The sequence below is a fragment of the Mycobacterium sp. 1274761.0 genome (genome assembly GCF_001668615.1).
Taxonomy (GTDB): Bacteria; Actinomycetota; Actinomycetes; order Mycobacteriales; family Mycobacteriaceae; genus Mycobacterium.
This window is the reverse complement of record NZ_LZMC01000025.1, coordinates 39795-65689: the sequence shown is the minus strand read 5'-3', so window position 1 is coordinate 65689 and position 25895 is coordinate 39795. Positions and strand designations below refer to the sequence as shown.

The 25895-nt window shown below is 65.6% G+C and carries 29 protein-coding genes and 1 pseudogene; 10 read left to right on the top strand and 20 right to left on the bottom strand.

Annotated elements, in window-relative coordinates:
- Positions 1-4: 4 nt before the first annotated feature.
- Together A5651_RS04390 and A5651_RS04385 are read right to left on the bottom strand one after the other, a co-directional pair.
- On the bottom strand, positions 5-1255 hold the full coding sequence (locus A5651_RS04390; protein WP_066975924.1) for a ribonuclease D: 1251 nt from the start codon (positions 1253-1255) through the stop codon (positions 5-7).
- Positions 1255-1836: a DUF3000 domain-containing protein gene (locus A5651_RS04385; protein WP_066975922.1), complete on the bottom strand. Its 582-nt coding sequence runs from the start codon at positions 1834-1836 to the stop codon at positions 1255-1257. The genes A5651_RS04390 and A5651_RS04385 overlap by 1 nt, the downstream gene beginning before the upstream one ends.
- Positions 1837-1945: 109 nt before the next feature.
- Here A5651_RS04385 and hemE point away from each other — a divergent pair, with 109 nt between their 5' ends.
- The 4 genes from hemE to A5651_RS04365 all read left to right on the top strand — a co-directional run bounded on the left by hemE (position 1946) and on the right by A5651_RS04365 (position 7595).
- Complete coding sequence (gene hemE, locus A5651_RS04380) at positions 1946-3007, top strand: uroporphyrinogen decarboxylase (protein ID WP_066975950.1); 1062 nt, start codon at positions 1946-1948, stop codon at positions 3005-3007.
- Positions 3004-4368, top strand: a complete 1365-nt coding sequence (locus A5651_RS04375) for a protoporphyrinogen oxidase (protein WP_066975920.1) — start codon at positions 3004-3006, stop codon at positions 4366-4368. The genes hemE and A5651_RS04375 overlap by 4 nt, the downstream gene beginning before the upstream one ends.
- A 5-nt stretch (positions 4369-4373) precedes the next feature.
- Entirely contained in the window at positions 4374-5075 is a 702-nt protein-coding gene (gene hemQ, locus A5651_RS04370; protein WP_066975918.1) for a hydrogen peroxide-dependent heme synthase, read from the top strand.
- A gap of 351 nt (positions 5076-5426) precedes the next feature.
- Positions 5427-7595 (top strand): bifunctional diguanylate cyclase/phosphodiesterase, encoded by a 2169-nt coding sequence (locus A5651_RS04365; protein ID WP_156662599.1) that lies wholly within the window; start codon positions 5427-5429, stop codon positions 7593-7595.
- Here the strand turns inward: A5651_RS04365 and msrB are convergent.
- From msrB to A5651_RS04345, 4 genes are read right to left on the bottom strand one after another with little or no spacing between them, the layout of a single operon-like run.
- Positions 7555-7971 carry a peptide-methionine (R)-S-oxide reductase MsrB gene (gene msrB / locus A5651_RS04360; RefSeq protein WP_066975916.1) on the bottom strand — a complete coding sequence of 139 codons (417 nt, stop codon included), beginning with the start codon at positions 7969-7971 and terminating at the stop codon, positions 7555-7557. The two genes, A5651_RS04365 and msrB, sit on opposite strands and share 41 nt — an antisense overlap.
- Entirely contained in the window at positions 7968-9275 is a 1308-nt protein-coding gene (gene aftC / locus A5651_RS04355) for an arabinofuranan 3-O-arabinosyltransferase (RefSeq protein ID WP_066975915.1), read from the bottom strand. Before aftC ends, msrB begins: the two co-directional genes overlap by 4 nt.
- Before the next feature lie 20 nt (positions 9276-9295).
- Entirely contained in the window at positions 9296-10864 is a 1569-nt protein-coding gene (locus A5651_RS04350; protein WP_066975914.1) for an alpha/beta hydrolase, read from the bottom strand.
- Positions 10865-10889: 25 nt separating this feature from the next.
- Entirely contained in the window at positions 10890-11675 is a 786-nt protein-coding gene (locus tag A5651_RS04345) for a pyrimidine reductase family protein (protein ID WP_082943582.1), read from the bottom strand.
- Here A5651_RS04345 and zapE point away from each other — a divergent pair.
- Positions 11674-12747 carry a cell division protein ZapE gene (gene zapE / locus A5651_RS04340; protein ID WP_197496536.1) on the top strand — a complete coding sequence of 358 codons (1074 nt, stop codon included), beginning with the start codon at positions 11674-11676 and terminating at the stop codon, positions 12745-12747. The genes A5651_RS04345 and zapE overlap by 2 nt on opposite strands.
- Here the strand turns inward: zapE and A5651_RS04335 are convergent.
- From A5651_RS04335 to A5651_RS04310, 6 genes are all read right to left on the bottom strand, one after another.
- A complete protein-coding gene (locus A5651_RS04335; RefSeq protein WP_066975910.1) occupies positions 12723-13259 on the bottom strand; it encodes an N-acetyltransferase in 537 nt (178 codons plus the stop codon). The two genes, zapE and A5651_RS04335, sit on opposite strands and share 25 nt — an antisense overlap.
- Complete coding sequence (locus A5651_RS04330) at positions 13247-13738, bottom strand: hypothetical protein (protein WP_066975908.1); 492 nt, start codon at positions 13736-13738, stop codon at positions 13247-13249. The genes A5651_RS04335 and A5651_RS04330 overlap by 13 nt, the downstream gene beginning before the upstream one ends.
- A 63-nt stretch (positions 13739-13801) precedes the next feature.
- Positions 13802-14221, bottom strand: a complete 420-nt coding sequence (locus A5651_RS04325; protein WP_066975906.1) for a PPOX class F420-dependent oxidoreductase — start codon at positions 14219-14221, stop codon at positions 13802-13804.
- Positions 14218-14832: a methylated-DNA--[protein]-cysteine S-methyltransferase gene (locus A5651_RS04320; protein ID WP_066975904.1), complete on the bottom strand. Its 615-nt coding sequence runs from the start codon at positions 14830-14832 to the stop codon at positions 14218-14220. Before A5651_RS04320 ends, A5651_RS04325 begins: the two co-directional genes overlap by 4 nt.
- Positions 14829-15311 carry an RNA polymerase sigma factor gene (locus A5651_RS04315; protein WP_369803909.1) on the bottom strand — a complete coding sequence of 161 codons (483 nt, stop codon included), beginning with the start codon at positions 15309-15311 and terminating at the stop codon, positions 14829-14831. Before A5651_RS04315 ends, A5651_RS04320 begins: the two co-directional genes overlap by 4 nt.
- A gap of 38 nt (positions 15312-15349) precedes the next feature.
- Positions 15350-16075, bottom strand: coding sequence for a Clp protease N-terminal domain-containing protein (locus A5651_RS04310; protein WP_066975900.1), 726 nt, complete (start codon positions 16073-16075; stop codon positions 15350-15352).
- A 172-nt stretch (positions 16076-16247) separates the two neighbouring features.
- Here A5651_RS04310 and A5651_RS04305 point away from each other — a divergent pair, with 172 nt between their 5' ends.
- A complete protein-coding gene (locus A5651_RS04305) occupies positions 16248-16589 on the top strand; it encodes a helix-turn-helix domain-containing protein (protein ID WP_066975945.1) in 342 nt (113 codons plus the stop codon).
- Positions 16590-16937: 348 nt separating this feature from the next.
- Positions 16938-17132, top strand: coding sequence for a hypothetical protein (locus tag A5651_RS25890; protein ID WP_066975898.1), 195 nt, complete (start codon positions 16938-16940; stop codon positions 17130-17132).
- 43 nt (positions 17133-17175) lie between these two features.
- On the opposite strand, the gene A5651_RS04295 is transcribed toward A5651_RS25890, so the two are convergent.
- The 3 genes from A5651_RS04295 to A5651_RS04285 form a co-directional block, all read right to left on the bottom strand.
- Positions 17176-17466 carry a hypothetical protein gene (locus A5651_RS04295; protein WP_066975896.1) on the bottom strand — a complete coding sequence of 97 codons (291 nt, stop codon included), beginning with the start codon at positions 17464-17466 and terminating at the stop codon, positions 17176-17178.
- An 80-nt stretch (positions 17467-17546) separates the two neighbouring features.
- Complete coding sequence (locus A5651_RS04290; protein WP_066975894.1) at positions 17547-17738, bottom strand: hypothetical protein; 192 nt, start codon at positions 17736-17738, stop codon at positions 17547-17549.
- A gap of 538 nt (positions 17739-18276) precedes the next feature.
- A complete protein-coding gene (locus tag A5651_RS04285; RefSeq protein ID WP_231988554.1) occupies positions 18277-18561 on the bottom strand; it encodes a WGxxGxxG family protein in 285 nt (94 codons plus the stop codon).
- Positions 18562-19987: 1426 nt separating this feature from the next.
- Between A5651_RS04285 and A5651_RS04280 the strand changes: the two genes are divergently transcribed.
- Positions 19988-20416 carry a hypothetical protein gene (locus tag A5651_RS04280; protein WP_156662595.1) on the top strand — a complete coding sequence of 143 codons (429 nt, stop codon included), beginning with the start codon at positions 19988-19990 and terminating at the stop codon, positions 20414-20416.
- A 164-nt stretch (positions 20417-20580) separates the two neighbouring features.
- A complete protein-coding gene (locus tag A5651_RS25195; protein WP_156662593.1) occupies positions 20581-21138 on the top strand; it encodes a hypothetical protein in 558 nt (185 codons plus the stop codon).
- Between the two features lie 1616 nt (positions 21139-22754).
- Here A5651_RS25195 and A5651_RS04270 read toward each other — a convergent pair.
- The 5 genes and pseudogenes from A5651_RS04270 to A5651_RS04260 form a co-directional block, all read right to left on the bottom strand.
- Complete coding sequence (locus A5651_RS04270; RefSeq protein ID WP_231988552.1) at positions 22755-23756, bottom strand: YncE family protein; 1002 nt, start codon at positions 23754-23756, stop codon at positions 22755-22757.
- Entirely contained in the window at positions 23753-24121 is a 369-nt protein-coding gene (locus A5651_RS25885; RefSeq protein WP_231988550.1) for a hypothetical protein, read from the bottom strand. The genes A5651_RS04270 and A5651_RS25885 overlap by 4 nt, the downstream gene beginning before the upstream one ends.
- 50 nt (positions 24122-24171) lie before the next feature.
- Positions 24172-24360 (bottom strand): annotated as a pseudogene (locus tag A5651_RS26185) (ATP-dependent DNA ligase); the annotation flags it as partial.
- Entirely contained in the window at positions 24315-24644 is a 330-nt protein-coding gene (locus A5651_RS25880) for a hypothetical protein (RefSeq protein ID WP_255361786.1), read from the bottom strand. The pseudogene A5651_RS26185 and the gene A5651_RS25880, both read right to left, overlap by 46 nt.
- 93 nt (positions 24645-24737) lie before the next feature.
- Positions 24738-24947, bottom strand: coding sequence for a hypothetical protein (locus A5651_RS04260; RefSeq protein ID WP_066975887.1), 210 nt, complete (start codon positions 24945-24947; stop codon positions 24738-24740).
- A gap of 335 nt (positions 24948-25282) precedes the next feature.
- Between A5651_RS04260 and A5651_RS04255 the strand changes: the two genes are divergently transcribed.
- On the top strand, positions 25283-25831 hold the full coding sequence (locus A5651_RS04255) for a hypothetical protein (RefSeq protein ID WP_156662591.1): 549 nt from the start codon (positions 25283-25285) through the stop codon (positions 25829-25831).
- Positions 25832-25895 lie beyond the last annotated feature (64 nt).

Below are 25895 nucleotides of genomic sequence, written 5' to 3'. Positions count from 1 at the left end.
GACACTAGTCGGATTGTTCGAGCGCCGCGGCCAGGACGGGCACCACGAGCTGGCGTTGCCACGGCCTGGCCTGCGCCTCGCGCAGGAAATCGTCGACCGCCGACTCGGTGTCGTCGGCGCGTTGCCAGTCCCAGCACAGCCGGCGCACCACTTCGGGGGTGACGAGGTTTTCGGTGGGCACCGAGACCCGTTGGGACAGTTCGGTGAGGCCGGCGCGTGCCGCCTCCAGCCGTGCGGCCGCCTCGGGTTTGCGCCGGGCCCATCGCGACGCGGGCGGAGGCCCGTTCTGCGGTTCGGAGATCTCTGGTGGGTCGTCGCTCTCGCGGGCCCGCTTCAACGCGTCGAGCCACACCTGCGCGCTGCGCCGCTGTCGGGCGCCGCCGAAGATGGGCAGCGCGACCAGTTCGTCGACGGTCTTGGGGTCGGCGGTGGCGGCGGCGATGATCGCCGCGTCGGGCAGGATGCGGCCGGGTGCGATGTCGCGGCGGCGGGCGATGTTGTCGCGGGTCGTCCACAGCTCACGCACTGCGGCCATCGCCCGCCGATCGCGAACCTTGTGGATGCCCGAGGTGCGCCGCCAGCGGTCCCGCCGGGTCGGCGTGCCTTCGAAGGTGCGCAGGTACTCGAACTCCTGTGCGGCCCATTCGGTTTTGCCCTGCTCCTCGAGCACGTGCGCGACGGCGAACTCGAGTTCGACGAGCACCTCCACGTCCAGCGCGGCGTAGTTCAGCCATTCCTGCGGCAGCGGCCGCTTGGACCAGTCGGCGGCGCCGTGCCCCTTCTTCAGCCCGAGTCCGAGTAACCGCTCGACCATCGTGGCGAGGTTCACTCGGTCGTAGCCGGCCAGCCGTCCCGCCAACTCGGTGTCGTAGAGCTTGGCAGGCCGCATGCCGATCTCGGCCAGGCACGGCAGATCCTGGTCGGCGGCGTGGAGCACCCATTCGTCGGTGGCCAGGACCTCCGCCACCGGCGCGAGTGTGTCCAAGGTGTCGCCGCCGTGGTTGACCGGATCGATCAGCACGGTGCCCGCCCCGTCTCGGTGGATCTGCACCAGGTAGGCACGGTTGCTGTAGCGAAAGCCCGACGCCCGTTCGGCGTCCACCGCGAACGGCCCGTGCCCGGACGCTAAACGCCTTGCGGCATCGCGTATTTCAGATGGTGTGACCGATACCGGCGGAACGCCGTCGGCAGGCGTCAGCAGCGGCGTTACGTCGGGTTCGTTCGGCTCGGCTCCGCCGGAGTCGGCTTCGGTCATCAGGCGCGAGTGCGCGACTTCAGGTCGGTGACGCCGGCGGGCGGCAATCCCGCGGCGTGTTCCAGCACCGCGCAGAAGGCGGCCACGTGCGGTCCCAACTCCAGCGTCGTCGCGGTCCACGACGCGCGCAGTTCCAGCTGATGTGCCCGCGGCGGGCCGGAGATGTCGCCGTAGCGCACCGACGTGGTGGCGGTGACGGTGCCGCCGAGCGCGGTGATGTGCTCGGTGTTGGCCTCCAGCGCGTCGACCAGCCAGCTCCAGGCCACCTCGGGCAGCAGCGGGTCGACCGCCTCACTGGAGTCCAGGTCGGCCTGGACGTAGGCGACCAGGCGCATGGTGCCGTCCCACGCCTCGGCGCCCTCGGGGTCATGCAGCAGGATCAGCCGGCCGAAGGCGTCGCCCTCGGACTGCTCGGGCACGACGGCAGATTCGGGATGGCGTACCTCTGCGCCCAGTGCATAGCTGAAGGGCGCCAATCGTTGCGGCGGCCGGATCGGGCCGAGCTCGATTTCCGGTCGCACGGTGGTGGCATTCATCGCCGCGACCGCTTCCCGGAACTGAGCCGGTTCGGCGGTGGTCACCGGCTTGACGGTAGACCATTTCGCCAGGTCTGTGCGCAGGCGCGCCGTATCAGTCCGCCACGGACTCCGAACAGTTCGCTAAACAACCGTCATGGCAGCATTGATGGTGATGAATAACCGTCGTGACCTGCCGGAGTCCCCGTATCTAGCCGCCGCAGGAGGCCGTAAGCCCAGCCGGGTACCCGTGTGGTTCATGAGGCAGGCGGGACGTTCGCTGCCGGAGTACCGAGAGCTGCGCGCGAAGAACACGATGATGCAGGCCTGCTTCGACGCCGACCTGATCACCGAGATCACCCTGCAACCGGTGCGCAGGCACGGCGTGGACGCCGCCATCCTGTTCTCCGACATCGTCGTGCCGCTGCGCGCGTCCGGCATCGATCTGGACATCGTGCCCGACGTGGGCCCGGTCATCGAGCACCCGATCCGCACTGCCGCCGACGTCGCCGCGATGAAGCCGCTGCAGCGCGAGCGCGTCGCGCCCGTCGCCGCCGCCGTGAGCCAACTGGTCGCCGAACTGGGGGACGTTGCGCTGATCGGGTTCGCCGGGGCGCCGTTCACGCTGGCCTCCTATCTAATCGAAGGCGGCCCGAGCCGCAACCACGAGCGCACAAAGGCGATGATGCTCGGCGACACCGAGACGTGGCATGCGCTGATGGCGGCCTTGACCAAGGTCACCACCGAGTTCCTGAAGGTTCAGTTGGAGGCCGGTGTCGATGCGGTTCAAATGTTCGACTCGTGGGCGGGGACACTGTCGCTGGCCGACTACCGCGCCTACGTACAGCCGCACAGCACGCGGGTATTCGAGGAGCTGGCCACGTCCGGGGTGCCGATGACGCACTTCGGTGTCGGCACCGCCGAACTGCTGGGCGCGATGTCGGAGGCGGTGGCGCCGGCCGCCCACCCCGTCATCGGCGTGGACTGGCGCACATCGCTGACCGACGCGGCCGCACGCGTGGCGCCGGGCACCGCGCTGCAGGGCAACCTCGATCCGGTAGTGCTGCTGGCGGGGCTGCCGGTTGCCGAGCGTGCTGCGCGCGCCGTGGTCGAAGACGGGCGCCGCGCGGTTGACGCGGGCGCCGCGGGCCACGTGTTCAACCTCGGCCACGGTGTGTTGCCCGCAACCGACCCGGGTGTCATCACCGACGTTGTGGCGCTGGTGCACTCGCTGTGAAACCCTCCTATGGCATTGTCGGCGGCGGCATTTCGGGCCTGGTAGCCGCCTACCGGCTGCGCGCCACGCTCGGCGACGCGGCCAACATCACGGTGTTCGAGCCCGCCGACCGGCTCGGCGGGGTGCTGCGCACCGAGCAGCTCGGCGGACAGCCGATCGACGTCGGCGCCGAGGCGTTCGTCGCGCGTCGTCCGGAGGTGCCCGCGTTGCTTTCCGAGCTGGGCCTGACTGGCCGGCAGATCGGCACGACGGGCGTCCGGCCCCTGATCTACAGCCAGGGGCGCCTGCATGAGTTGCCGCGCGACACGCTCAACGGCATTCCATCGGACCCGTCGTCGATGAGGGGACTGGTCGACGACGCCACGATCCGGCGGATGGCCGACGAGCCGACGCGGCCTCTGTCGTGGCGCCCGGGCGCCGATCCCGCGGTGGCTGATATCGTCGGCGACCGCTTCGGCGGGCAGGTGGTCACCCGCTCCGTTGATCCGCTGCTGGCCGGCGTCTACGCCGGTTCGGCCGCCACCATCGGGCTGCGCTCTGCGGTCCCGACCCTGGCCGCGGTGCTCGACCGTGGCGCGCGCAGTCTCACCGCCGCCGTTCGCGAGGCCCTGCCCCCACCCAAGGGCGGATCGGTGTTCGGCGCGATCGACGGCGGCTACGCGGTATTGCTCGACGAGCTGGTGCGGCGCGCCGACTTCCAATGGGCGCAGGTGGGCATCGACCGGCTGGAACGGGGGACCCGCCACTGGCTGCTGATCGACGACGAGGGCGGCGCGTGGCACGCCGACGCCGTGCTGCTGGCCGTTCCCGCGCCGCGGCTGGCGACGATCGTTTCGGCGGTCGCACCCACGACCGCCGCCGCGGCTCGACAGATCAAGGTGGCATCCACCGCCTTGGTGGCCCTCGCGATGCCCGGCGGGACGCCGGTGCCCGACCGCTCGGGTGTGCTGGTGACCTCCTCAGAACCCCTGCGCGCCAAGGCAATAACGCTGTCCTCGCGCAAGTGGGGGCAGCGTGGCAACGTCGAACTGATTCGGTTGTCATACGGCCGCTACGGCGATGCCAGCCAGGATTGGGCCCACCGGGTGGGCGATGACGATCTGCTGTCCTGGGCCGCCGAGGACCTCGCGGCCGTGTTTGGCGTCACCACCGAACCGTTCGACTGCAGGGTGCACCGGTGGATCGACGCCATGCCGCAGTACGGGCCGGGGCACGGGCGGCTGGTCGCCGAGCTCCGCGCTGGGCTTCCAACGGGGATCGCGGTGGCCGGCGCCTACCTCGACGGAATCGGTGTGCCCGCCTGTGTGGCCACGGCGACGCGGGCGGCGGCGTCGCTGGTCTCGACACGCGTGGGAAAATAGTCGGCATGGCCCGCCTGGATTACGACGAACTCAACTCGACGCTGCGCTACCTGATGTTCTCGGTGTTCGCCGTGAAGGCGGGCGTGCTCGGGGAGGACGGTGACCGCGCGGCGATCGTCGACGAGACGGCGACGTTCCTCAAGCAGCAGGAGGACAACGGGGTCGTGGTGCGCGGACTCTACGACGTCGCGGGGCTGCGTGCTGACGCGGACTTCATGATGTGGACGCACGCCGACCGGGTGGAGGCGCTGCAGGCCACCTATTCGGATTTCCGCCGGGCCACGACGCTGGGCCGGGCCAGCACGCCGGTGTGGAGTTCGGTTGCGCTGCACAGACCCGCGGAGTTCAACAAGAGCCACATCCCCGCCTTCCTTGCCGGCGAGGAGCCTGGTGCCTACATCTGCGTCTACCCCTTCGTCCGATCACTGGACTGGTATCTGCTGCCCGACGATGAGCGCCGACGCATGCTGGCCGAGCACGGCATGGCAGCCCGCGGATACAAGGATGTGCGGGCCAACACGGTGCCGGCGTTCGCGCTGGGCGACTACGAATGGTTGCTGGCGTTCGAGGCGCCGGAATTGCACCGCATCGTCGACCTGATGCGGGATTTGCGCGCCACCGATGCGCGCCGCCATGTTCGGGAGGAGACGCCATTCTTTACCGGCCCCCGGATCGGCGTCGAGGAATTGGTCGCCAAACTGCCTTGACGGTTCGGATTCGCAGCGGCAATAGTCCGCAGCTCAAGCCTGTCGGTCTGGCAGCATAGAGACGGTTGCGGCGAGCCAACGGCGAATCCGAAACAGAGTTTGCTGTAAGCGGTTTCGCCCCCATTGATTTGTTGCTAGTTTGATTTTGTGACGAGAACAGCGTGGGTTGGAGGCTGCGCTGTTACTGTCGGTATCGCGTTCGCCGGAATCCTGATCCAGCAGGGTGGCGACTCTCCTGCAGCGAAATCTGTTGCGCAATTCGGCTTGTTGGCCTTCGCTCTTTTCGGCGCGGGGTGCAGCGCGACGGCTGCCCGGCGGATAGAGGGTCGGCAACGCCGCTCATGGATATGGATGACGGTCGCGCTGGCCGGATGGGCTGGGGGCGAGGCGCTTTGGATCTTCTACGACCGGGTGCTGGATCGGGTTCCGTTCCCGTCGCTCGCCGACCTCGGCTATCTGCTGTTTCCGCTCGGCACAGGAGTCGCGATAGCGCTCTACCCGACCGGATATTCGGGCCAGCGTCAGACGCGCTACGTGCTCGACGGCCTCATCGTGGCTTTCGCCCTGTTCGAGATTTCATGGGTGCTGCTGCTGCGGGACGCCTTTGACGCCGGCGGGACAAGCGCTTTGGCGCTCGGCCTGGCGTTGACCTACCCGATCGCCGATATCGCGATCATCACCATCGGGATCCTGGCGCTCGCGCGGGCCCGACCCTGGGCGCGCAGGACGCTGGCGATGTTGACCGGCGCCATGGTCCTCATGGCGGTGGCCGACTGTGCGTTCGCCTACCTCGCCGCACACAACATCTACTACAGCGGCCACATCATCGACATCGGTTGGGTCGCTGCGTTTGTGACGTTCGGAATGGCTGGACTGATCGACCGGCAAGCACCCGAGGCCGAGCTGGTGTCGTCGCAGCCGCCTTCACGGTCCTCGCTGTGGCTGCCGTACATACCGCTGGGCCTCGCCGCCCTGGTGTGCATACCGGCCTACATCGGCACGCCGGGGCTGGGGCCGATTTTCATGTCGTCGACTCTGTTGATGGCCGCCGTCATGGCCCGGCAGTTCGTCGTGGTCCGGCAGAACCAGCAGCTGCTGACCATGGTGGCCGATCAGGCACTGCGCGACACGCTCACGGGCCTGGCCAACCGCGATCTCTTCAACGACCGGCTGATGCACGCGGTCCAGCTGCACGAGAACGACAACCAGTCGGTGGCGGTGCTGTCGATGGATCTCGACGATTTCAAGCTCGTCAACGACAGCCTGGGGCATCCGGCGGGCGATGAGCTGTTGACGCAGGCCGCCGAGCGGCTGCTTGGTTGCGTGCGTCCGTCTGACACGGTGGCCCGCGTCGGCGGCGACGAGTTCGCGGTGCTGATGGAGGGTCTGCCCGAGCTGTCGCGGCTGGTGGCGCACCGGGTCGTCTCCGCCTTCGAGGAACCCTTCCTCATCGACGGCCAGCAGCTGCTGATGCGTCCCAGCGTGGGCTTGGCCGTGGCCTCGTCGGCTGATCCCGAGCTGTCCGCCGAGCTGCTGCTCAAGCAGGCCGACGTGGCGATGTACTCAGCCAAGCGCTCGAAATCCGGTGGTCTGCATACGTTTACACCTGACATGGCACTGGCCGACCTGAACAATATCGAGTTGCCGACCGACGCCTCCGAGAGTGCGGAACGCGGCGCGGCGGTGCGGCTGTTGGGCGAGCTGCGCCACGCCATCGACCACCGCGACCTGACGGTCTTCTATCAGCCGAAGTTCGATCTGCGGTCCGGTAGCGTTGTCGGTGTCGAAGCGCTTGTCCGGTGGCCGCATCGCAAGCGCGGCCTACTCGGTCCGGCCCATTTCCTGCCGCTGGTGCGCAAACGCGGCCTGATGCGCGCGGTGACGGACCTCGTGTTGACCCAGGCCCTCGACGACGCCGCGGAGTGGCACCGCATGGGTGTCGGCGTGCCGATCGCGGTCAATGTGTTCGCGCCCAGCCTCGGCGATCTGGACCTGCCGACCCATATCGCGTCCGCACTGGGCATGCGGGGGCTGAGCCCCGAAGACCTGACGATCGAGATCACCGAAGACTTCCTGCTCGACAACATCGACCGCACCCGCTCGGTGCTGGAAAGGTTGCGGCAGAGGGGAATCCGGATCGCGATCGACGACTTTGGTAGTGGCTATTCCGCCCTGTGGTATCTGCGCGAGCTGGCCATCGATGAAGTGAAACTTGACCGGCATTTCATCGCCCCGATCCGCGTCGACCCGCGCGCCGCGGCCGTGGTCCGCGGCGTCGTCGACCTCGCGCATGTGCTCGGCGTGACGACCGTGGCCGAGGGCGTGGAGAACGCCGAGACCGCTGAGCGGCTGCGCGAGTTCGGTTGCGAGGTAGCCCAGGGTTATTACTACAGCCCGCCGGTCAGCGCCGCGGCGATGATGAACATGCTGGCCTCAGGCCACCCGAGCCGCAGGCAGGAACCGTTGGAGGACCTCGACGCTAACGACTTGCAGGAACAAGCCGCAGCGAAATCGAATTGATGCAGTACCGCTGATCCGTGGGCGTCGGGTAGCCCTCGCCTTCAAACACGTGGCCCAGGTGGCTGTGGCAGTTGGCACACAGCACCTCGACGCGCCTCATGCCCAGCGAGTTGTCCTCCCGCAGGATCACCGCGTCGGAGTTCGCCGGATCGTAAAACGACGGCCAACCGCAGTGGGATTCGAATTTCTCTGTGCTGCGGAACAATTCGGCTCCGCAGGCCCGGCACTGGTAGACGCCTTCGGTCTTCGTGTCGGTGTACTCGCCGGTGAACGGCCGCTCGGTACCCGCTTCCCGAAGCACCGCGTATTCGGCGGGGTTGAGCTTCTGGCGCCACTCGTCGTCGCTGAGTTGCACACGGGGCTGCGAAGAGGTCATGTGCCCACGCTAGCGCGTGCCTCGTCGGGCCTGGTGTCCGACATCCACGGCGGGTCGATCCCCTCGTCGAGCCTACCGTCGGCCTTGGCGTCCAGGTAGCGGAAGTACAGCACGCAGAACACCACGATCAACAGCAGCGACCAGCCGTAGGTGATCTTCATGTACTCCAGGAACCGGCCGGTGGTCGGCCAGCGCCACATCAGCCAGCGGTCCATCGTCAAGAACCCATAGGACGCCAGCCACGCCGGCCAGTTACGCACCACCGAGTTGGGTAGCACCACCGTCATCAGGAACGGGAACAACATCATCGAGTAGTAGCCCTGCGCCAGCGACAGCACCAGCCACGAGGCGAGCAGCAGCACGCCCGACGAGGTCAGCATCCAGAACAGCGGATCGCGGATTCGGTAGTACTTGTACAGCAACCACAAGCTCACCACCGCGAGGACGATGAAAGTTATGCGCAGCAGCAGGATGAACCACAGCGGCAGTCCGTAGTAGATGCCGTTGCCCTGGATGGAGCTGTTGAAGTAGTCCCGAGTGTCGAGAATGTAAGGCAGCGTGCGCTTTACGAAGTTCATCGGGTCGGATACCAGCGGCCAGGCAGCGATGTTGAACACTAACGGCACCGCGACAGCGGTGACCAGGGTGCGCCATTGCCTGTTGAGCACCGGCAACAGCAACAACACCGCCAGCACCGGTTTGACAACTAGCGACAGACCGATCGCCGCGCCGGCCCACCATTGATCGCTGATCTTGCCCGACAGCAGCCACCGGAAGAACAGCGCTTCGGCCAGCAGCACGCAGCCGTTGATGTTGGTGAACACGATCGTGTTGGTCACCGACTCGGTGAGGAACATCGCGGTCAGCAGTGCCGGCAACGCCACCGACCTCAGCGAGAACCCGAACAGTCGCACGATCACACCTGCGGCGATGATCATCGCGACCGTGTTGAGCGCGACGAACCAGTTGTGCGACGCGAACACCGGCATGTAGCCGAACGGAGCCATCAACAACGTGCCGCCCGGCGGATACAGGTAGTGCGGGTCGACGTAGTTGAAGTGCTCGTTGTAGATGTCCCATCCGCGGCGGAAATTACTGACCGCGCGATACACCGGCCCGAAATCGTCGGTGATGTAGCCGTTGCTGGACATCACGTAGCTGCGGTGAATGATCGACATGATCGCGATCGGCCACAGCGCCGACCGCAACACCGTCGCCACATCGGGCGGGGACGAGCGGGGTCGGAAGAGATTCAACAGGCCGGTACGGATGGAGTCTGGTGCCGCCACCAGCGCACCGTACACCGACGAGTCTGGCGGTAGGTCTAGGCGGGGCAGTAAGTGTCGGTCTGCGGCAGGTTGCCGCTGTCCAGGTAGCCCATCACCGGGGCCAGCGCGCATGGGGAGTAGACGCTCGCGCCGTGGCCGATGCCCTGCCAAATGACCCGCTTGCTCGACGTACCCGCATTGATGATGGTCGCGGCGACCTGCGCGACGCCCTCGTTGCCGACGATCGGGTCGTTCTGCACGCCGAGCAGCAGCACGGGGATCTTCAAATTCTTCGGATCCCCCGGTGCCTTCCCGCTGGGCCAGTTGAGGCACTTCACCATGCTGAGCGCGCCGACGGCACCGAATTGCGGGTACAGCTTGGGCCAGGCGACAACGAGTTCGCGCACCCGGTCGGGGGTAGGCCGGTTCAGCGAGTCGCTGCACGAGTTGACGAACTGGCCGTCGGTCTGGCGAAGCGAATCCGCCTGATTGATCAGGTTGTTCAGCTGGTTGGCGTCACCGGAGCGGGCCGACGCCACCGCCGCGGCCAGGGCGTTGGTCGCCGACGTGCGGTCGCCCTTCGGGTAGGCCAGCGCGGTGGCGATGGCGTCGGCGACGGTGGAGACCGCCGCGCCGCCGGGTCCGTCACCGGCCCGCGCACTGGCGAACAGTGCGTCGACGGCCGCCTTCGGTTCGGGCCCGAGTGGGCAATTGGCGGCCGCGCACTGCGCGGCGAACGCGTCCAGCGCGGTCTGTTCGCCCTTGACGCGCTGTTCGGTCGCGGCCTCGGCGGCGATGCCGAGCGGCAGCGGCGAGTCCAGCACAAGGCGAGCGACCTTGCCGGGGTGAGAACCCGCGTAAGCCAACGCCACCTGCGCGCCGTTGCCGATGCCGAGCAGCGCGATCGCCGGCACGTCCCACGTACTGCGCAGCCGTTCGATGTCCTCGGCGGCATGCGCGTTGTCGTATGCCGAGTCGCCGGGCGCGATGGCGTCGGTACAGCTGGTGGTGGCCGTCATCGTGACCGCGCCGAGGTTGGCGACGGGGTCGTCGCCGGACTGGAACTGTGCCTGGTCGAGCATCTCCTGGCGATCGAACAGGTCGCGGCAGTCGATGGGGCTGGACATGCCCGTGCCGCGCCGGTCGACGGCGACGATCGGGTGGGTCTTGAGCACGTCGGCGCCGGAGCGGGACAGCCACACCGGCAGCTGCGTCGATGTCGGCAGATCCGACCCCGACGTCAGCACCAGCGGTCCCGCGTCATCGGGGGTCTGCGCCGAGCGAGCCCGCACCACGCCGATGGTCAGTGAACCGGTAGCGCCGTTGATCGGATCCAGGTCCGCGTCATAGCTGGCGCAGTCCAGGGTGACGCCCGGCAGCGGGGGCACGGCGGACTCGGCGAACACCTGCGAGGTGCAGTTGTGCCACGACAGGTCGTTCTTGGGCGCCTCGATCGGGGCCGGGCCGCCGGGTTTGCTCTCCGTGGGCGGCTTGCCCTGCGGGTGGGCCCCGGAGTCGGTGGCGTAGCGCGGATCGGCGGCCAGGAGCGGCGCGCATCCGGCCAGCAGCGTCGATACGACGACGGTCGAGGTGCTCAGGGCACGGACCAGGCGAGGCCGATGCATGCGCACCACAGTACTGATGACCCGATCAAGCGACCGGGAGGTAACGCGCGTACAGATAGCCTGCATCGTCGCTGAGCAGGTGGCTGCGCCGCATCGCGGCGTGCAGCTGGCCGGGCCCGGTGATGATCCGCCGCGCCGCGCCGCCGACCAGCACCGGCGCGATCGTCAGGCACAGTTCGTCGAGCAGGCCCTGTCCGACCAGCGAGCCGAGGAGCTGCGGGCCGCCCTCGCACAGCACCCGCCGTAGTCCCCGGCCAGCCAGAACATCCAGGGCGGCCGCGGGGTCGACGGTGTCGGGGCGGGCACCGGACGCGGCGATGACCTCGGCGGCCGAGCCCAGCCGGTTCCGGGTTTCGTCGACGGCGGCCGCCGCGGTGAGGATCAGCGGCGCCACCTCGGTGCGGGTGAAGAGCTTGGCGTCGTGGTTGAACACGCCGCGGTTGCTGACGACCGCGATGGGCGGCACCTCGGCCTGGCTGCGGTGCTGACGGGCCTGCCGCTGGGCAAGGCTGAACTGCGCGCCCGAATAGTTCTCGGCGCGCACCGTGCCGGCGCCGACCAGGATGACGTCGGCGACCTCGCGCATAGCCGAAAAGACTGCGCGGTCTCCGGCGCCGCCCAGTGCGCCGGAGGTGCCGTTGTCGGTCGCTCCGCCGTCGAGGCTGGAGATCATATTGCCTCGCACCCACCGCGACGACACGTCGTCGGGATAGGCGTAGAACTCGGGGAGTCGGCTCGTCCCGATCGGGGCGGCGGGTGAATCCGGGGGATCCAGCACGGTGAATCGGACCGCAGCGGGGTCGTCGGGCATGCGGACGATCGTAGGGACGTCGATAAAGTTCGTGCACATGCAAAGGCTCGTCGATCGGCACCCCAGCGTCACCCCGGAACAGTTGGTGGCCCAGCTGCACCCGCCGCCGACGTTTGCCGACGTCAGCTTCGAGAGCTATCGGCCGGATCCGGCCGAGCCGTCGCAGGCGGCCGCCGTGCGGTCCTGCTTACAGTTCTGCGACGACGCCCTGACGCGGCGGGCGGGTAAGAAGAAGCTGTTCGGCAAGCGCGAGGCGCTGCCGGGTGTGGGGCTCTACCTCGATGGCGGTTTCGGCGTCGGCAAGACCCACCTGCTGGCGTCCAGCTACTACCGCATCTCGGCAGCGGACGGTCATCCTGCGGCGTTCGCGACGTTCGGTGAACTCACCCAGCTGGCAGGTGTTTTCGGCTTCGTCGAATGCATCGATCTGCTGGCCGACTACGTGGTGGTGTGCATCGACGAGTTCGAGCTCGACGACCCAGGCAACACCACGCTGGTCTCGCGGCTGCTGTCACAACTGGTGGAGCGCGGCGTGTCGATCGCCGCCACTTCGAACACGCTGCCCGAGCAACTGGGCGAGGGGCGGTTCGCCGCGCAGGACTTCTTGCGCGAAATCAACACGCTCGCAGCGATTTTCACGACCGTGCGCATCGACGGGCCGGATTACCGCCACCGCGACCTGCCACCCGCCCCGCAACCGCTGTCCGATGCGGAGGTCGAGGCCCGCGCCGCCGCGGTCCCAGGCGCCACGCTCGACGACTTCGACGCGCTGTGCGCGCACTTGGCGACGATGCACCCGTCGCGGTATCTCACGCTCATCGAAGGCGTTTCGGCGGTGTTCCTCACCGGGGTGCATCCGATCGACGACCAGAACGTCGCCCTGCGGTTGGTGTCGCTTACCGACCGCCTGTACGACGCCGGCATTCCGGTGGTGGGGTCGGGCGCGAAGCTGGACACGATCTTCGGCGACGAGATGCTGGCCGGTGGCTTCCGGAAAAAGTATCTGCGGGCCACGTCTCGGCTGCTTGCGCTGGCGCGCGAGGGTGGTCAGACGGGCCGCACCATCACGTAGTCGTTCTCGATTCGGGTGCCGAGCCGAAATGTTCTGGTGCCGTTGACGGTAAAGCAGTGTTTGGCGTAGAAGCGCTGTGCGCGTCGATTAAGTTGGTTGACACCGAGCCAGACGCAGTTAGCCCCGAGCGCGCGAGCACGCGTCAGCGCCTCGCCCATCAGCGCCGCCGAGACGCCCACGCCCTGGTCGTCGGGCAGCACGTACATCTTGGAGATCTCCACGGCAGGCCTGACGCTGACGGCCTTCTGCACGTCGTCATCGTCGGGCACACCGCGAATCAGCATGGCGTAACCGACCATTCGGCCGCATCGTCGCGCAACGAGCACCAACCGGTCGGGGTCGTCGAGGTAGCGGGCGAAGTGCGCCTGGGTCAGGTTGTCAGCGATGAACGCCGCCACATTCTCCTCGGTCACCGACGGCGGGCACGCCAACGGGAAAGTGAGCGCGGCTAGGTCGGCGAGTTGCGCCAGGTCGGCGGCAGTGCCGCCGGTGACCACGACTAGACGTTCCACTGGGCGAGGTGGAACCCGGTCTTCCGGTCGATCAGCACCACGTTGGACACCAGGTCGCGGTAGCAGTCCCACCACACGCCGCCGCTGACGGTCGCACCGGTGGGCGCATTCTGCATGGCGTACTGCAGCGCGTCGGGGGCGTCGGAGTTGCGCGGCTCATAGGCGTCGCCGGTTGGGGTGACGCCCTTGAACGAGAAGGCGACGCCCGCGGCGAAGGGAGCCGGCGTCTGGACGACGTGGATGGTGACGTTGGCGCGGTACACCGCATACCGCGGCGCGCGTGGGGGATAGCCGAAGCCCGGTGGGACTTCCGACGGCAGCACGTCGTGGACGGTGACGTCGGCGATGAGGCCCATCAGCTCGACGCGAAGCGTGTCACCGAGGCGACCGATCGGGGTTCCGGCGGCCGTGGCGGGCGGTGCCAGCAGGGCGCCGCACATCGTGATAGCGGTGAACAGCAACGCCAACAAGCGGCCCATATCCCCTCCTAGTTCGCCTCGCATGATGGCACACCGCGGCCACGGGGGACAGAGACTTGCCCGCTACTCGGACCAGGGGCCGATGCCGCCGACCTTGTCGATCCGGATGCGGGTGAGCAGTCCGGGCGGCGCGTCCGCCGGCGGGAAGTACTCGTCGGTGCCGAGCATCGTGCGCGCGAGCTTCTTGAGAAGTTCGGGGGCGCCGCCCTCGGTGATCCGTGCCGTGCCGGTGATCGCGAGGTAGGGCGCCTGCTGGCCGGGGGTTGGCTTGACGACGGTCACCGCCACGCGGGGATCGCGGCGGATGTTGCGCGTCTTTCGGTACTCGGCCAGATGCGCTGCGACCAGTTCGTCGCCGTCGGGCGTCGGATCCAATGCCACCCACACGACGGTTGCCTGCGGGCTGCCGTCGGGGTTGATCGTGACCAGCGTGGCGTCGATGCCGTCGCCGATGAACTGGCGTGCCGCGTCATTGAGCCTCATGATTCGTTTGTACCGTCCCCGACCGATTCGAGGTCGAGCAACGCGGCCTTGGCCACGGGGCCGCCGACATACTGGCCCGTCGATCCGTCGGAGCGCACCACGCGGTGACACGGGATCACGACGGGCAGCGGGTTGTGGGCGCAGGCGCTGCCGACGGCGCGCACGGCCCGCGGATTACCGACGGCGGCAGCCACTTCGGCGTAGCTGGCGCGGCGGCCGTACCCGATGGCTGGCAGGTGCTCGATGACGTTGCGGCGGAAGCCGGCGGCGAGCCGGAGGTCGACGGGCACCTCGAAGGCCGTGCGCCTTCTGGTGAAGTACTCGTCGAGCTGGCGGGCGGCGGCATCGAGCCGGCCCGGCGCGCGCAGCAGCCGCGGGCTCACAACGGTCGCGAGCCTGGTCAGCACCGCGTCGTGGTCTTCGACGTCGTAGGCGACACGGACCAGGCCGGCGGTGGTGGCGGCCAGCAGCAGCGGGCCGACGGGGCTGTCGACGGTGCGGTAGGCGACGTCGAGCATGTGGTCGGCAGCGGCGTCGCGCTCGAGGCGCTGATGGAGGCGGGCCAGCGTTTCGTCGTCGGCGCGCAGTTGGTCAAAGATGTTGGTACTCATGCTGTTTCATCCTTGGGGTAGAGCTTGCGGAGAGTCTTTAGGCCGTCGGCCGCGGCGCGGCGGGCGGCCTCGGTGGAGTTGCCGAGCAGCGCGGCGATCTCGGCGAACGGCAACCCGGCGATGTGGTGGTAGGCCACCGCAAGACGTTGTTTGTCGGGCAGTTGTTGCAGCGCCGTCCACAGATCGGGATAGCGCGCGGTCGGATCGGCGCGGGCGGTGGCGCTTTCGGGCGGCGACTCGACGGGTATCGCGCGGCGGGTTCGGGCGCGACCGACGTCGAGCGCGCGCCGGTGGGCGATCGTCACCAGCCACGCCTCGACGTTGGCGTCGGCGGGCAGATCGGGGTAGGCCCGCAGCGCCGAGAGGAAGGTCTCCGACCATGCGTCCTCGGCGTCGACGGGTCCGACGACCGCGCGGCAGACCCGCAGTACGGTCGCGCCGTGCTCGGCCACCACGTCTTCGAAAGGTCGCACTCTCACATCATGAAGACGCCGCTGCGGCGGTGTTCGTGAGACGGCTACTTGGTGAACTGCTCCAGGGCGGCGACGAGCTCGCGTTCGAAGCGGTCCTTGTCGAAGCCGAGGCGGTGCAGGGGGCCGTCGTCGTCCTCGGCTTCGAACAGGGCCAGCGTGATGTGCTCGGTCCCGATGTAGTTGTGGCCCAAGCGAAGTGCCTGTCGGAACGTCAGCTCGAGGGCTTTCTTGGCCGGCCCGGTGAACGGGATCAGCGCCGGCAGTTCGCCGTCGACGCGCGGCGGCACGGCGACGATCGCCTCGATGGCGGCCGCGTCTATGCCCTGGCCGGCGAGCAGCTTGACGGCCAGGGCATCCGGGTCGTCAAACATAGCCAGCAGCAGGTGATCGGGGGTGATTTCGTTGTTGCCGGCCTTGTGTGCTTTGTTCTGTGCGACGACGACGACGTTGCGGGCGCGTGGGGTGAATCGGCCGAAGCCGGCGTTGGGGTCCAGCGTCGCCGATTCGAAGTCGGGCGCCTTGGGCACGAACCGTTTCTGGGCCGCCTGCTTGGTGACACCCATACATTTGCCGATGTCCGTCCAGGACGCTCCTGACCGGCGGGCCTGGTCGACGAAGTGGCCGATCAGGTGATCAGCGATCTCGCCGAGAGATTCGGCCGCCAGTACCGCGTCGGTGAGCTGCTCGAGCGGTTCGGTGTGCACCCTTTTGATGACGTCGATGAGGTCGTCGAGGCGGACGGGGTAGGCGATCTTTGCCGGTTCGGACATAGCGTCAACTCTAGGTTGACGGCTGCTGCGCGTCAACCGAAAGTTGACGCTCTGCTGTCTGACGTGTGCGTTTTCTGCCGGTTGGTAGCGGGTATGAGACGTCTACGTCCAGTTTGACCAACCGAGGCAGGGGAGTGCGAAAGCAGTGGCTGGTCATGATTACCGGCGCCACATGCCACCGGTATTGCGCGAGGCAGTGGCTTTCATTCAAGAAAACGCCGATGCGGAGATCGGCCTCGACGACATCGCAGCGGCGGTCAACGTGTCACCGAGATCGGTGCAATACGCGTTCCGTCGCAATCTGGGGACGACGCCGTTGGAGTATCTGCGGCGGGTCCGGCTGGATCGGGCGCACCGCGACTTGAAGGCGGCTGATCCGGCCAACGACACGGTGACGGCGATCGCCGGCCGGTGGGGCTTCAGTCATGCCGGGCGGTTCAGCTTGGCGTACAAGGCCGCGTTCGGGACGGCGCCGAGCCAGACGCTGCGGGCCCAGTCGTACCAGTCGGCGTAAGCGCTACTGCGCGAACAAGATCGATGTCGCCGAGCAGTTGCTGACCGCCCGGTCGAGCGGAAATGTCCGCGGGTCGGCGCTTGCATGGGGGTCTGCTTAGTAGTAAGCGCAGCCGGCCGTCAGCGGAGCATTCGAAGCCCGCGTTCAGCAGCGGAAGGTCGCCGGGGCGGCATCTGCATGGTTCGATAAGCCCTCTCGACGCGCAGCCCGATTGAACCGCATGGCAAACCAGGACGTGGACACGCTAGCGCGGAGAGGTCGTCGGCACGCCGGATTCAATACCGGCGAGGCGGCGAGCGTGCGCCTACGATCGAATGCCGCATCCGGGATCCCGGTGATTGGGGAGTAGTGAAACACCGCGACATCAGCGCCATCGACCGACAGCTGTCACTTCTGGCCTCGGTGAGCTCGTCGATCCGCCGACTCGGCGGCAAGCCGTCGACGGCACTCATCGACGACTTGCTTGATGAGCGGATCGCCAGTCGGCAACCGGTCGGCGTCGATTGCCGCCCTCGTGAGGATCGAGTCGCGCCGAACCCGTAATTCGCACTTTTGGGTGCCTCGGACCCCGCGCTCATTTGTGAATCTAACGACGCAAATCACGCAAAATCGTCGCTAGATTCACAAACGAAAGCCGCGTGCCCGCCACCTCGCCCTCAATCTCCGGGTCTGCTGGCTTCGCCGCAACGATCACGCAGTCAACCCTCCCGGTGAAGCGCTGGTCGGCGACACCATAACCGGCATGCTGAACCCGTGCGGGGCCGGACTCTACGACTCTTCTGTCCAGTTCGAGCACCGGATGGTGAGTGGCCTTCGCCTGCAAGGCAATACGAGGGCCAGTGAGCAACGCGAATTCGGGAACGAGCTGCAATGCCACGCTGGATAACGAATGGCTGGCGCTAATTGTGGATTGCCCGTCGGTGCCGGCGAATGCCCGGCATGGGCTGGCCAAGGAGGCTAAGGCTTGCGTCTGCGGGCCGCGCCGACGGCGATGGCGATACCGACCAACGCGATGATCGGGCCGAGGATGGACCAGGTCGTGGTGTTGCTCATGGGGCTGCCGCCCACGACGCCGAAGCCTTGTAGCGCGAACAGCAAGCCGAAGAGTGCGACGACCACTCCGAGCACCACAACGATGACGCGTCCCATCGCTGAACAGTAACGCGATAATCAACTGGGCCATAACCGAATTGGGTCAGGTTTCGGCGGCAATCTCGCCCGATTGCTTACCTGAGAGGTAGGAAAACCTTCCTCCTCGCATCTGGATTCTGTCTCGCAGGCGGTTACCTCACCACAGCGCGACGACCACCATTGATCCATCGCCCCGAAGACAAGACCTTGGGATCGGTAGCGCAACCGAAGCCATGTACTTGGCGACAGACCACGAGGAGAGCCATGAACATGCAATACGCCCAGGCCGTGACCGCCCACGAGCAAGGCTGCCACCGCACGCTCGCGCTCGCCGCGCTCTCGAGATATCGGACCACGTCCGAACGGCGCCAACCGACGATCCCGCCGTTTCTGCCGCGCGGTCTTGTCTGCCACGGATCTTGACGCGGGCCGCAGTATTACGAAGCCAAGATCGCACCGTAGAACGACGGGAAGGACGTGACCGGAATCTGGGCAACGGATCGGCCCGCCACCCTGAAGATGCCGTGGGTGACGGGCCGAGCCGGAGGAGTTCTTGTCAGACGCGCGGGTTGTTGCCTAGTCCAGTGGTCCCGGTCGTGCCTGCGACGGGGCGGTCGTTGCGCCGTTTCAGACCCAGCAACCCGAGGAGGCCAAGGAGGCCCGCAAGTCCCCACAGGCCGGTGTTGTCGCTGTCGTCGTCAGTGTCGGCCGCCAGAGTGGTGGTTGTCGTGGCGGGTGCGGGGCTCTCGTATGTAGTGGCGTGGGCAAGACCTGCCCCGCCAAAGGTCAGGGCGCCCGTCATGCCCAGCACAGCAACAGCCTTACGCATCTTCGTTTCCATTTACTTACTCCTTCTTTCGGCGCGACGATTGAGACGTTCCCCCCGTCGCTCGTCGATTTGTACCCACCGCATGCATCGCCAAACCGCAAAGAATTCACCCTGTGTTCGAATTGCCCCGTGTGCAGACCCCCTTCGCCAACACAGTGCCTCCCGGGCCCGCCCTTGACGACGGCTGGGCCGCACTGGGAGGACGGCACCGCTGGAACGCCGGCATGAGCGAAGCCGCCGACTGTGCGAAGGCCGAGGTAGGCTGGCTGACTTTCGCAATATCGATACTTCGGCAAAGTCGAATGGGTTGGCGGTGGAATCACCGTGCTCGGGTGGATCGCACTGTGGGGGGTGACGAGTGCATGCCGTCGCGGCGCGGGTCTCGTTCGAGCCTTATTTCGTGGGCGAGTCGCCCGCTGGCGTTCGGAGCGAGACGACGGGAACGTTGTCGCAGTGCAGGGGCCAGCTGGCCCACAGTTGGTGCGCATAGGGTCAGCAGGTCTGTTGAAGCCTGCAGTGGCGGCGGGCGCATCGTTCCGCCGAATATTGTTCGGCCAAGCACACCTCTAGCCCGCCGTACTCGTCGACCGTTTCCAGTCAGTGTGAATCGAGGCAACGGCGTACTGTTGGAGATATCGGTTAAGGCAGCGGTAGCGACTTGGGTCCGCGCCACGTGCTGCCAGCCATGACAACGTGATCGAGTTGTAAATCTGCACCTCATCGAACCCGGTGCTTCAACCAAGGGCACCGTGATGTTCATTGATGGGGATGGGCGTTTTCCAAACCCACACCAAACTATTGATTCCGAGCTCGAAGCGGCGTTTCGCGAGCAAGAAGTACTCGGCGCCCAACTCTGGGAACTCATTGCTGAGATTTCAAGCAGGAGAGTCACGCTAAGAGGTCAACGCTAATAACGGCCGCACGCGGAAACAGGTCGGGGACATAGGCACCTCGACGTAGCGCTCGTGAACGTATAGGCGAAGCGTTGACTTTGCGGGGACGGCCGGGGGTTAGGCCTGGGCTCGAAAGTAGGAAATTGGTTCTCAGACATTTGCGCGACTGTAATTGCGTGCGGAAAACCTGGACGCTTGTACCAGGGAGAACTGTGCGGTCGCCGCGAGAATAAACAGCCGCTTCATCGGAGCCTAAAACTCATAGCTCACACAACGACCGAGTCCGTGTAATGGGCGTTCACTCTCACTCTCTGTGAGTTAGCTGTGTATCACCGGAAGTTTCGAATTGGTACTTGCGTCCCATCAATTTTCGAGGCCGCTAACCCTTTTTGTGCTGGTGGAATGGTCGCTGCGTTTGCTTATGCAAATAACTGCGTGAGTATTGCCCGGCAAGTAGCTGTGATTTTGCTGCCGCCCGGGCTAATCTGCGGCAGGGGGAATTAGCTGGTCACAGCGTCACAACAATCACTTTCTGGGAGGGACTTATGAGCAATCACCACACACCGCCGCCGCGGCGCGGCATGAAGACGGTGACTCGAGCAGCGGTCGCTGGTGTGGCCGCGGCTGCCGCGGTCGGATTGGCCGCTCCCGCGTCCGCGGAACCGCTCAATGGGAACTACACAGAGACCATCACAGACAACGGCGGGCGTATGTCCATCAAAAACGGTGGGTTTTCCGAGTGGATATTGACGCCGTGCGGACCGGACTGCACCCACATCCACCAGATCGAAAACCCCTGGGATGCGGATGTCCATCTGCAGGGCAATACCTGGTCGGGAACACTCATCCCGGGGCGGCGGACGCTCTCGTTCGATAAGGACACGCTGGCGGGGACTGATGTGCTGACATTTCCCGAGGGGGAACGGGGCGCCGGCGTCTACACGATGAGCGTCCAGCTAGCCAAGACAGGTTGACGAGAAGGTCAGCTCCACGCGGTCGGGGATCAGCGAACTACTTGAAAACGCAACCGAACGGATCTCGGCGTAAGCTTTGACGCACTATCTATCAAGGTCAAACGCTAATCTCACCCCAGGGGTGCTGACAGCGAGCAGTAGGACTATGAGGGGGAAGCTAACAAATGAGCGGTACTTACCGGGCGGACAGATACGCCCCAACCTCCCCGCGGGGAATCACCCTGAGCGGTAACCATCGAGCACCATCAGAACCAGATCGAGCGCAGCATTTCGACGCGGCGCTTCGCCAGGATTTAAGAACAGCCAACCAATGGTATGACAACATGATCAAACATTGCTCCGTACTGACGATTCTTGCCGGCGTTGGTGCATGCGCTTTCGTCGCATTCGCGCCGATCGCCGGTGCTGACGATCCGCCATGTGGGCAACAGCCACCAGACCAACAGCAACAGTGCCAGCAGAACCAGGGTGCCAACATCGCCAACCAGGTCGTCGGCCAGGTACAAGATGGCCTAAAGCAGGGCCAAGGCGCCATGCAACAGGGGCCGGTGAAGCCCTTGATCGACCCGGCTACGGGCAAGGTGAACCCTGGCCCACACGGCAACCGCGCACTCGTCAACGGTGTCGATACCTGCATGCCGGTCTTGACGCCCCTCCCCCCGGGAACCAACGTGCAAGTCGCTCCGGGTGATACGACCGGAATCTGCATTTTGGGGGGGTAGGGCAGACCTGAACGGATCACCCAACGATGGCGGGCCGAGTTGATTTGTCGCCACCGTAAGTTATTGAACCGTAGCGGATTTGAGTGCTACAGCGGCGAATCACTTCCTCCATTCGCGGGTATGCGTGTGGACGGAGGAGTTGGCGGGCTGCGGTCAAGCCTCCACGTTGAAGGCGGACGCCGGTGCAGCAGCATGCCGTTGAGAAGACAGCGTTAACCGGGGTTCGCCGCCCTCCACTGCCCGTTCGATAGGTGGGTTTGCGGAAGTAATAAAGCCCGCCCTGTAGGGGCGCCACCGGCTCCCTACGATGGCGGGCACAACGCGAACAAGCCGATCGTCATTTCCTGGACGGCCCGCCAACTAACCCCACGGTTGTCATAAAGGGGCCGGGCCGTTCCATTACCCGCCGTGGACCGCTGGCTTAACAGCAGTGTCACCCCGTTAGCTCGAAAATCTCGGTGCCGGTTGCGTTCTTCTTCACCGACTCAAGCCGTTCTTCGCGCTGGCCTTCGACTCATAAGCTTCTCCCGGAGTTGACGAGGAAGGGGGAGGAACCAGATTTTGGAGTGGCAGACGCCACCCATGCCGTTGCCTCAGTGCTGCCCATGAGGGTGTCCCCCTTGAGCGGTTCTAAATCGGTGACGGCGGTCGGGAGCGACTCGCGGATGTTAGCCCCATACACGTGGGCGCGGATTCGGCCCACATCCGGCGGATGTGGGCCGAACGTTTACTACTTCGCGGGGCCGCCCCTACGGGCAGCTCACTAGACCGCCAGAGGCAAGGCCATTTCCACTGTTGCCCTTGCCACATCCGGGCGTGAAGATTTTCGTAATCTGACCGGGCGGGATCGACGGTCCCAAGGCACCACCGAACTGGTCAGCAATGGCCGACGGCAGGCTCGTGCCGGGCTCCTAGTTCTTCGCAATCTGACTGAACGCCGCCCCTGGCGGACCATTGAAACCGGCTTGAGGGCCTGAGTTGTTGTTGGGGCCTGGATTGCTCGGCTGGTCAGCAGACGCAATACCGGCAAGCGGAACGGAGACCGCCCCGGCCGCAACCGCGCCGATAATGAACTTCTTTAACATCGTGTTTCCTCCCCAGATGGGTCCCTTACATCCCCGACCCATGTTGGCGATACCGCGCAATGAAAAAGACCAAACTCGTTGACCTTGAAAAAGTTTCGACTACCAAAGCCGCCGGATTCTTAGGCGGCGCGCATTGCCGGACGCGGGGTGTAATGCACCGAATCAGACGGGGGAAAACCCCCTTATGGAGCGAGGGCAGATTTGGCAGAGTATCTTTCAGGTCCGCCGGGCGCACCCCCCTTCGCAGCTCGGCGGATCTCTATCTTCGAAGTCGCGGCGGTGGCAGATCGTGCGCAGCCGCGGCGTATAAACCGCGTCTCCGCACGTCTTGCATTAGTGCGTTCGATGCATGATTCGGCAATCACAGTGCGCGACACCGACATTCCCCTCAACCGGTGGCCGTTGGCGCATCGGGCCGGCGACTGTTCCTCCCAGCTGCGGCGCGTCCGACGTAACGGCATAAGGCGACCCTACACAGGCAGGACGACGAACTGGAGTTCGAGGTCGGCTAGGCCCCTGACCGAGGGAGCCTCAACTGCTGGGTTCAAATTCCCAGAGGACTGGTGAACCGTTCGGACCCTTAGCTATCGGGAAGTACGTGTGGTGGCTCGTTGGGTCGAGGGCAAGCGAGTGTGCGCCGTCTGCGAGATGGGATGAACCCCGCGCTATCAAATGACCTTGATTGTGATCGAACACGCTGACCCAGCCGCTCTCAGCGGCGACATATACGCGGTGAGCGCCAGAGTCGTTGATAAGGACGTCAGGTGTTTCACCGACCTCGTGGTGGTCGATGACCGCTCGATTCGCCAGGTCTACGGTCACCGTCGTGGCGTTGGCTTCGCAACCGACGAACATCACGTCATCGGTGTCGTCGAGCGCCTGGCCATGCGGGTGGTCACAACCCGGCGTCGGAATCCGACCCGTCACGGAGAAACTGTCAGGGTCGATGATGGCTAGGTCATTTCGGCCCTGCACTGCGACCACCATCTGATTGAGAAAGCTGTCATAGACGACGTTTCCCACCTCACCGCCCAATGGAATGGTCGCGCGGACTGCGCCGGTTTGCGCGTCGATAACTGTCTCTGTTCCCGCGCTCTCGTTCGTCGTCCACACCGTCCGCCTGATCGGGTCGTAGGTCAAGCCATCGGGGTACGTGTCTGTCGGAGCGCGGAATAACACCTGGCCTGTATTTTCGTCGATGCCGACTAGCTGGTTGTTGCCGGTCGCAGTGGCGTACACGCGACGTTTATCCGGCACGACGATCACGCCATGCACGTCCGGTAGATCAGGCACGGTTCGCACGACTTTCTTGGCCCTCACATCAACGTCGATCAATTCACCCGCGCCCATGTGGGCGATGAACAGCCGCCCCCGCTCGGCATCAAGCGACGTGTAATCAAAACGAACCGGACCGCCCGTCAGTTCGGTTTCGGACACCTGCCGCAACGGCAACTCGCCGCTCGAGCGCGGTGGTCCGCTCGAACAGCCGACCAGTGCCAGCGCACCAGCCACGACGGCGAACAGAAACCTCACCGGATCAGCGTAAATCCGGCAGCCCCGGGCTCGAAATCGACGAGGCCCTTGAGCGAGGGATGCCGCAGGCGCCCGGTGAACTCGCGGTAGTCGACATTGACGACGACCGATGGCTTCAACCAGCGGGCGCCGTCGAGTCGGCTGAACCCTTTAAAGGGTGAGGCCGCGCAGCCAAGCTCGGCGAACTTCGCGGCCAGCGTCCGTCGTAACGGGCCGCTGAGCCCGAACCCGACGTGGCCGCAGTAGACCAGCGCGCCGCCGCTGTCGTGACCGCCGACGAGCAGCGAGCCGACGCCACCGGCTCGGCCTGGCACCCATCCCCCGACCACCAGCGGTGCGCAGTGCCGCACAACGCTTTGATCCATGCTTGCGACCTACGGCCGGGCTGGTACACCGACGATGCGCGTTTACACACCACACCCTCGAGCCGCATCTCGCTGACGATGTCGAACATCGCCGCCGAGTCGATGCCTGTCTAGAACGGCGAAGTCAGCACCGGGTTTGAGGTGAGGGCGAGGTCATCGAGGAGCTCGCGGCGGTCGAGGTAGGGGCGGCGCATCACGTCCTCACCGTCGAGGTACAGCACGTCGAAAACGAAGAACATCGCGGGCACGGAGGTGACGAGGGGTGTGCAGACGGCCGAGTGCTACGCATCCGGCGCTGAATCAACCCGAACGAGGGCCGCGCGTGGCGGTCGACGGCCACGAGCTCCCCGTCCAGGATCGCGGTGCGCCCCGCCAACGCATCGGCCAGGTGTCCCGTGATTTCAGGGAAGCCGGGAGTCAGATTGTTCGCATGGCGGCTAAACAATTCGACGCGGCCATCGACGCGGGCGATGGCGCGGACGCCGTCCCACTTCGGCTCGAAGCAATATCCGCTGGAGTTCACCGGGAGGGTGGCGCGGTGGCCAGCATCGGCGCCGGCGGAAACGGGACGACCGCAGTGATGGGCACAGTCTGTCTGACCGGCTGCGGCCCTCAGCTAGCCGTCGCCGCTTGCTGCCGCGGCCGGGCTCGAAACCGTCATGATGTCGTGCCCATCAATGCGAAAGCTCCCGCATTGACGGCACGAGATGACGATGTAGCGGCTTCCCAAAGTGGTCTCTTCATAGTTTTCCTCTAGGAAGTACGGCAAGTGGGCGCCGCAGCCGTTGGGGCAGTAGATCATACCTATTTCGACAATCTCACTCACATGCGGGAACGGTACGCCGAACCGCCTCTGTTGGCAAATATTTTGCCAATCAAGATTGACTGCCACGACCAACACATAAATTACTTCTTAGTGGGATTACTCTGGAGCGGTGGACTGCTAAACACCCAGAGGTGCAGATTTAGCAACGGTGTGGGGAAAGGCCCTAAACCAACTGTGCGCATCGAGAGGCGATGTCGCGAAACGCGCGTCTGACTACACGCAACCGGACTACGGTCCGATTCGGTAACCTCTCCATCTGATGACAGTTCACGCTGACGGGTCATTGCCTGCCGCAATGGACCGCCTCTATACAGCCGCCGCGAGTGCTGGACCCGATGAAGCAATGGCAGGACGACCGCATGCTGTCGGCGCCGAGCCTGTACGACTCCCTCGTACAGGCAATCCCAGCGGCGAAGAACGCCACCGGGTTAATCGGCCAACGCAGCGGAAAGATCTCAGCGCCCTTATGGACCGATGCATTGGACTTGCGCGTCGAAATAGATGGCCGTGAAGAGGTGGCACCCCGCCAGGGCGACGACAGCCGCGCGATTGTGGGCCTTGGCCGGCGCCAAATGGCGACCGCAAGACTGTGCCCGTCGCTCGAAGACATCGCGGCCCGCTTGGAGTCCTGGGCCATACAAATCAACTCGCTTCTGAATCCCCAGCACGTCAAACATCTTTCGGTGCCCTGCCCCGCGTGCAACGCCACCTACGTGTACCGCCGCGACTTCGCAGGCGAACGAGTGCGGCAACCCGCCCTGCAGATCGTCGCCGACACCGGCTGCACCTGTCAGGCGTGTCGCCACACCTGGCTGCCACAGCACTATTTGTTGTTGTGCAGGGTGCTTGGCTTTGAGGTGCCTGCAGGCGTCATCGAGGGTTAGTCGCTCGGCCGCGTCTCCCTCGCGAGCTTCTGCAGATCAGCGTCTAGCTCTCTGAGCGGCTTCG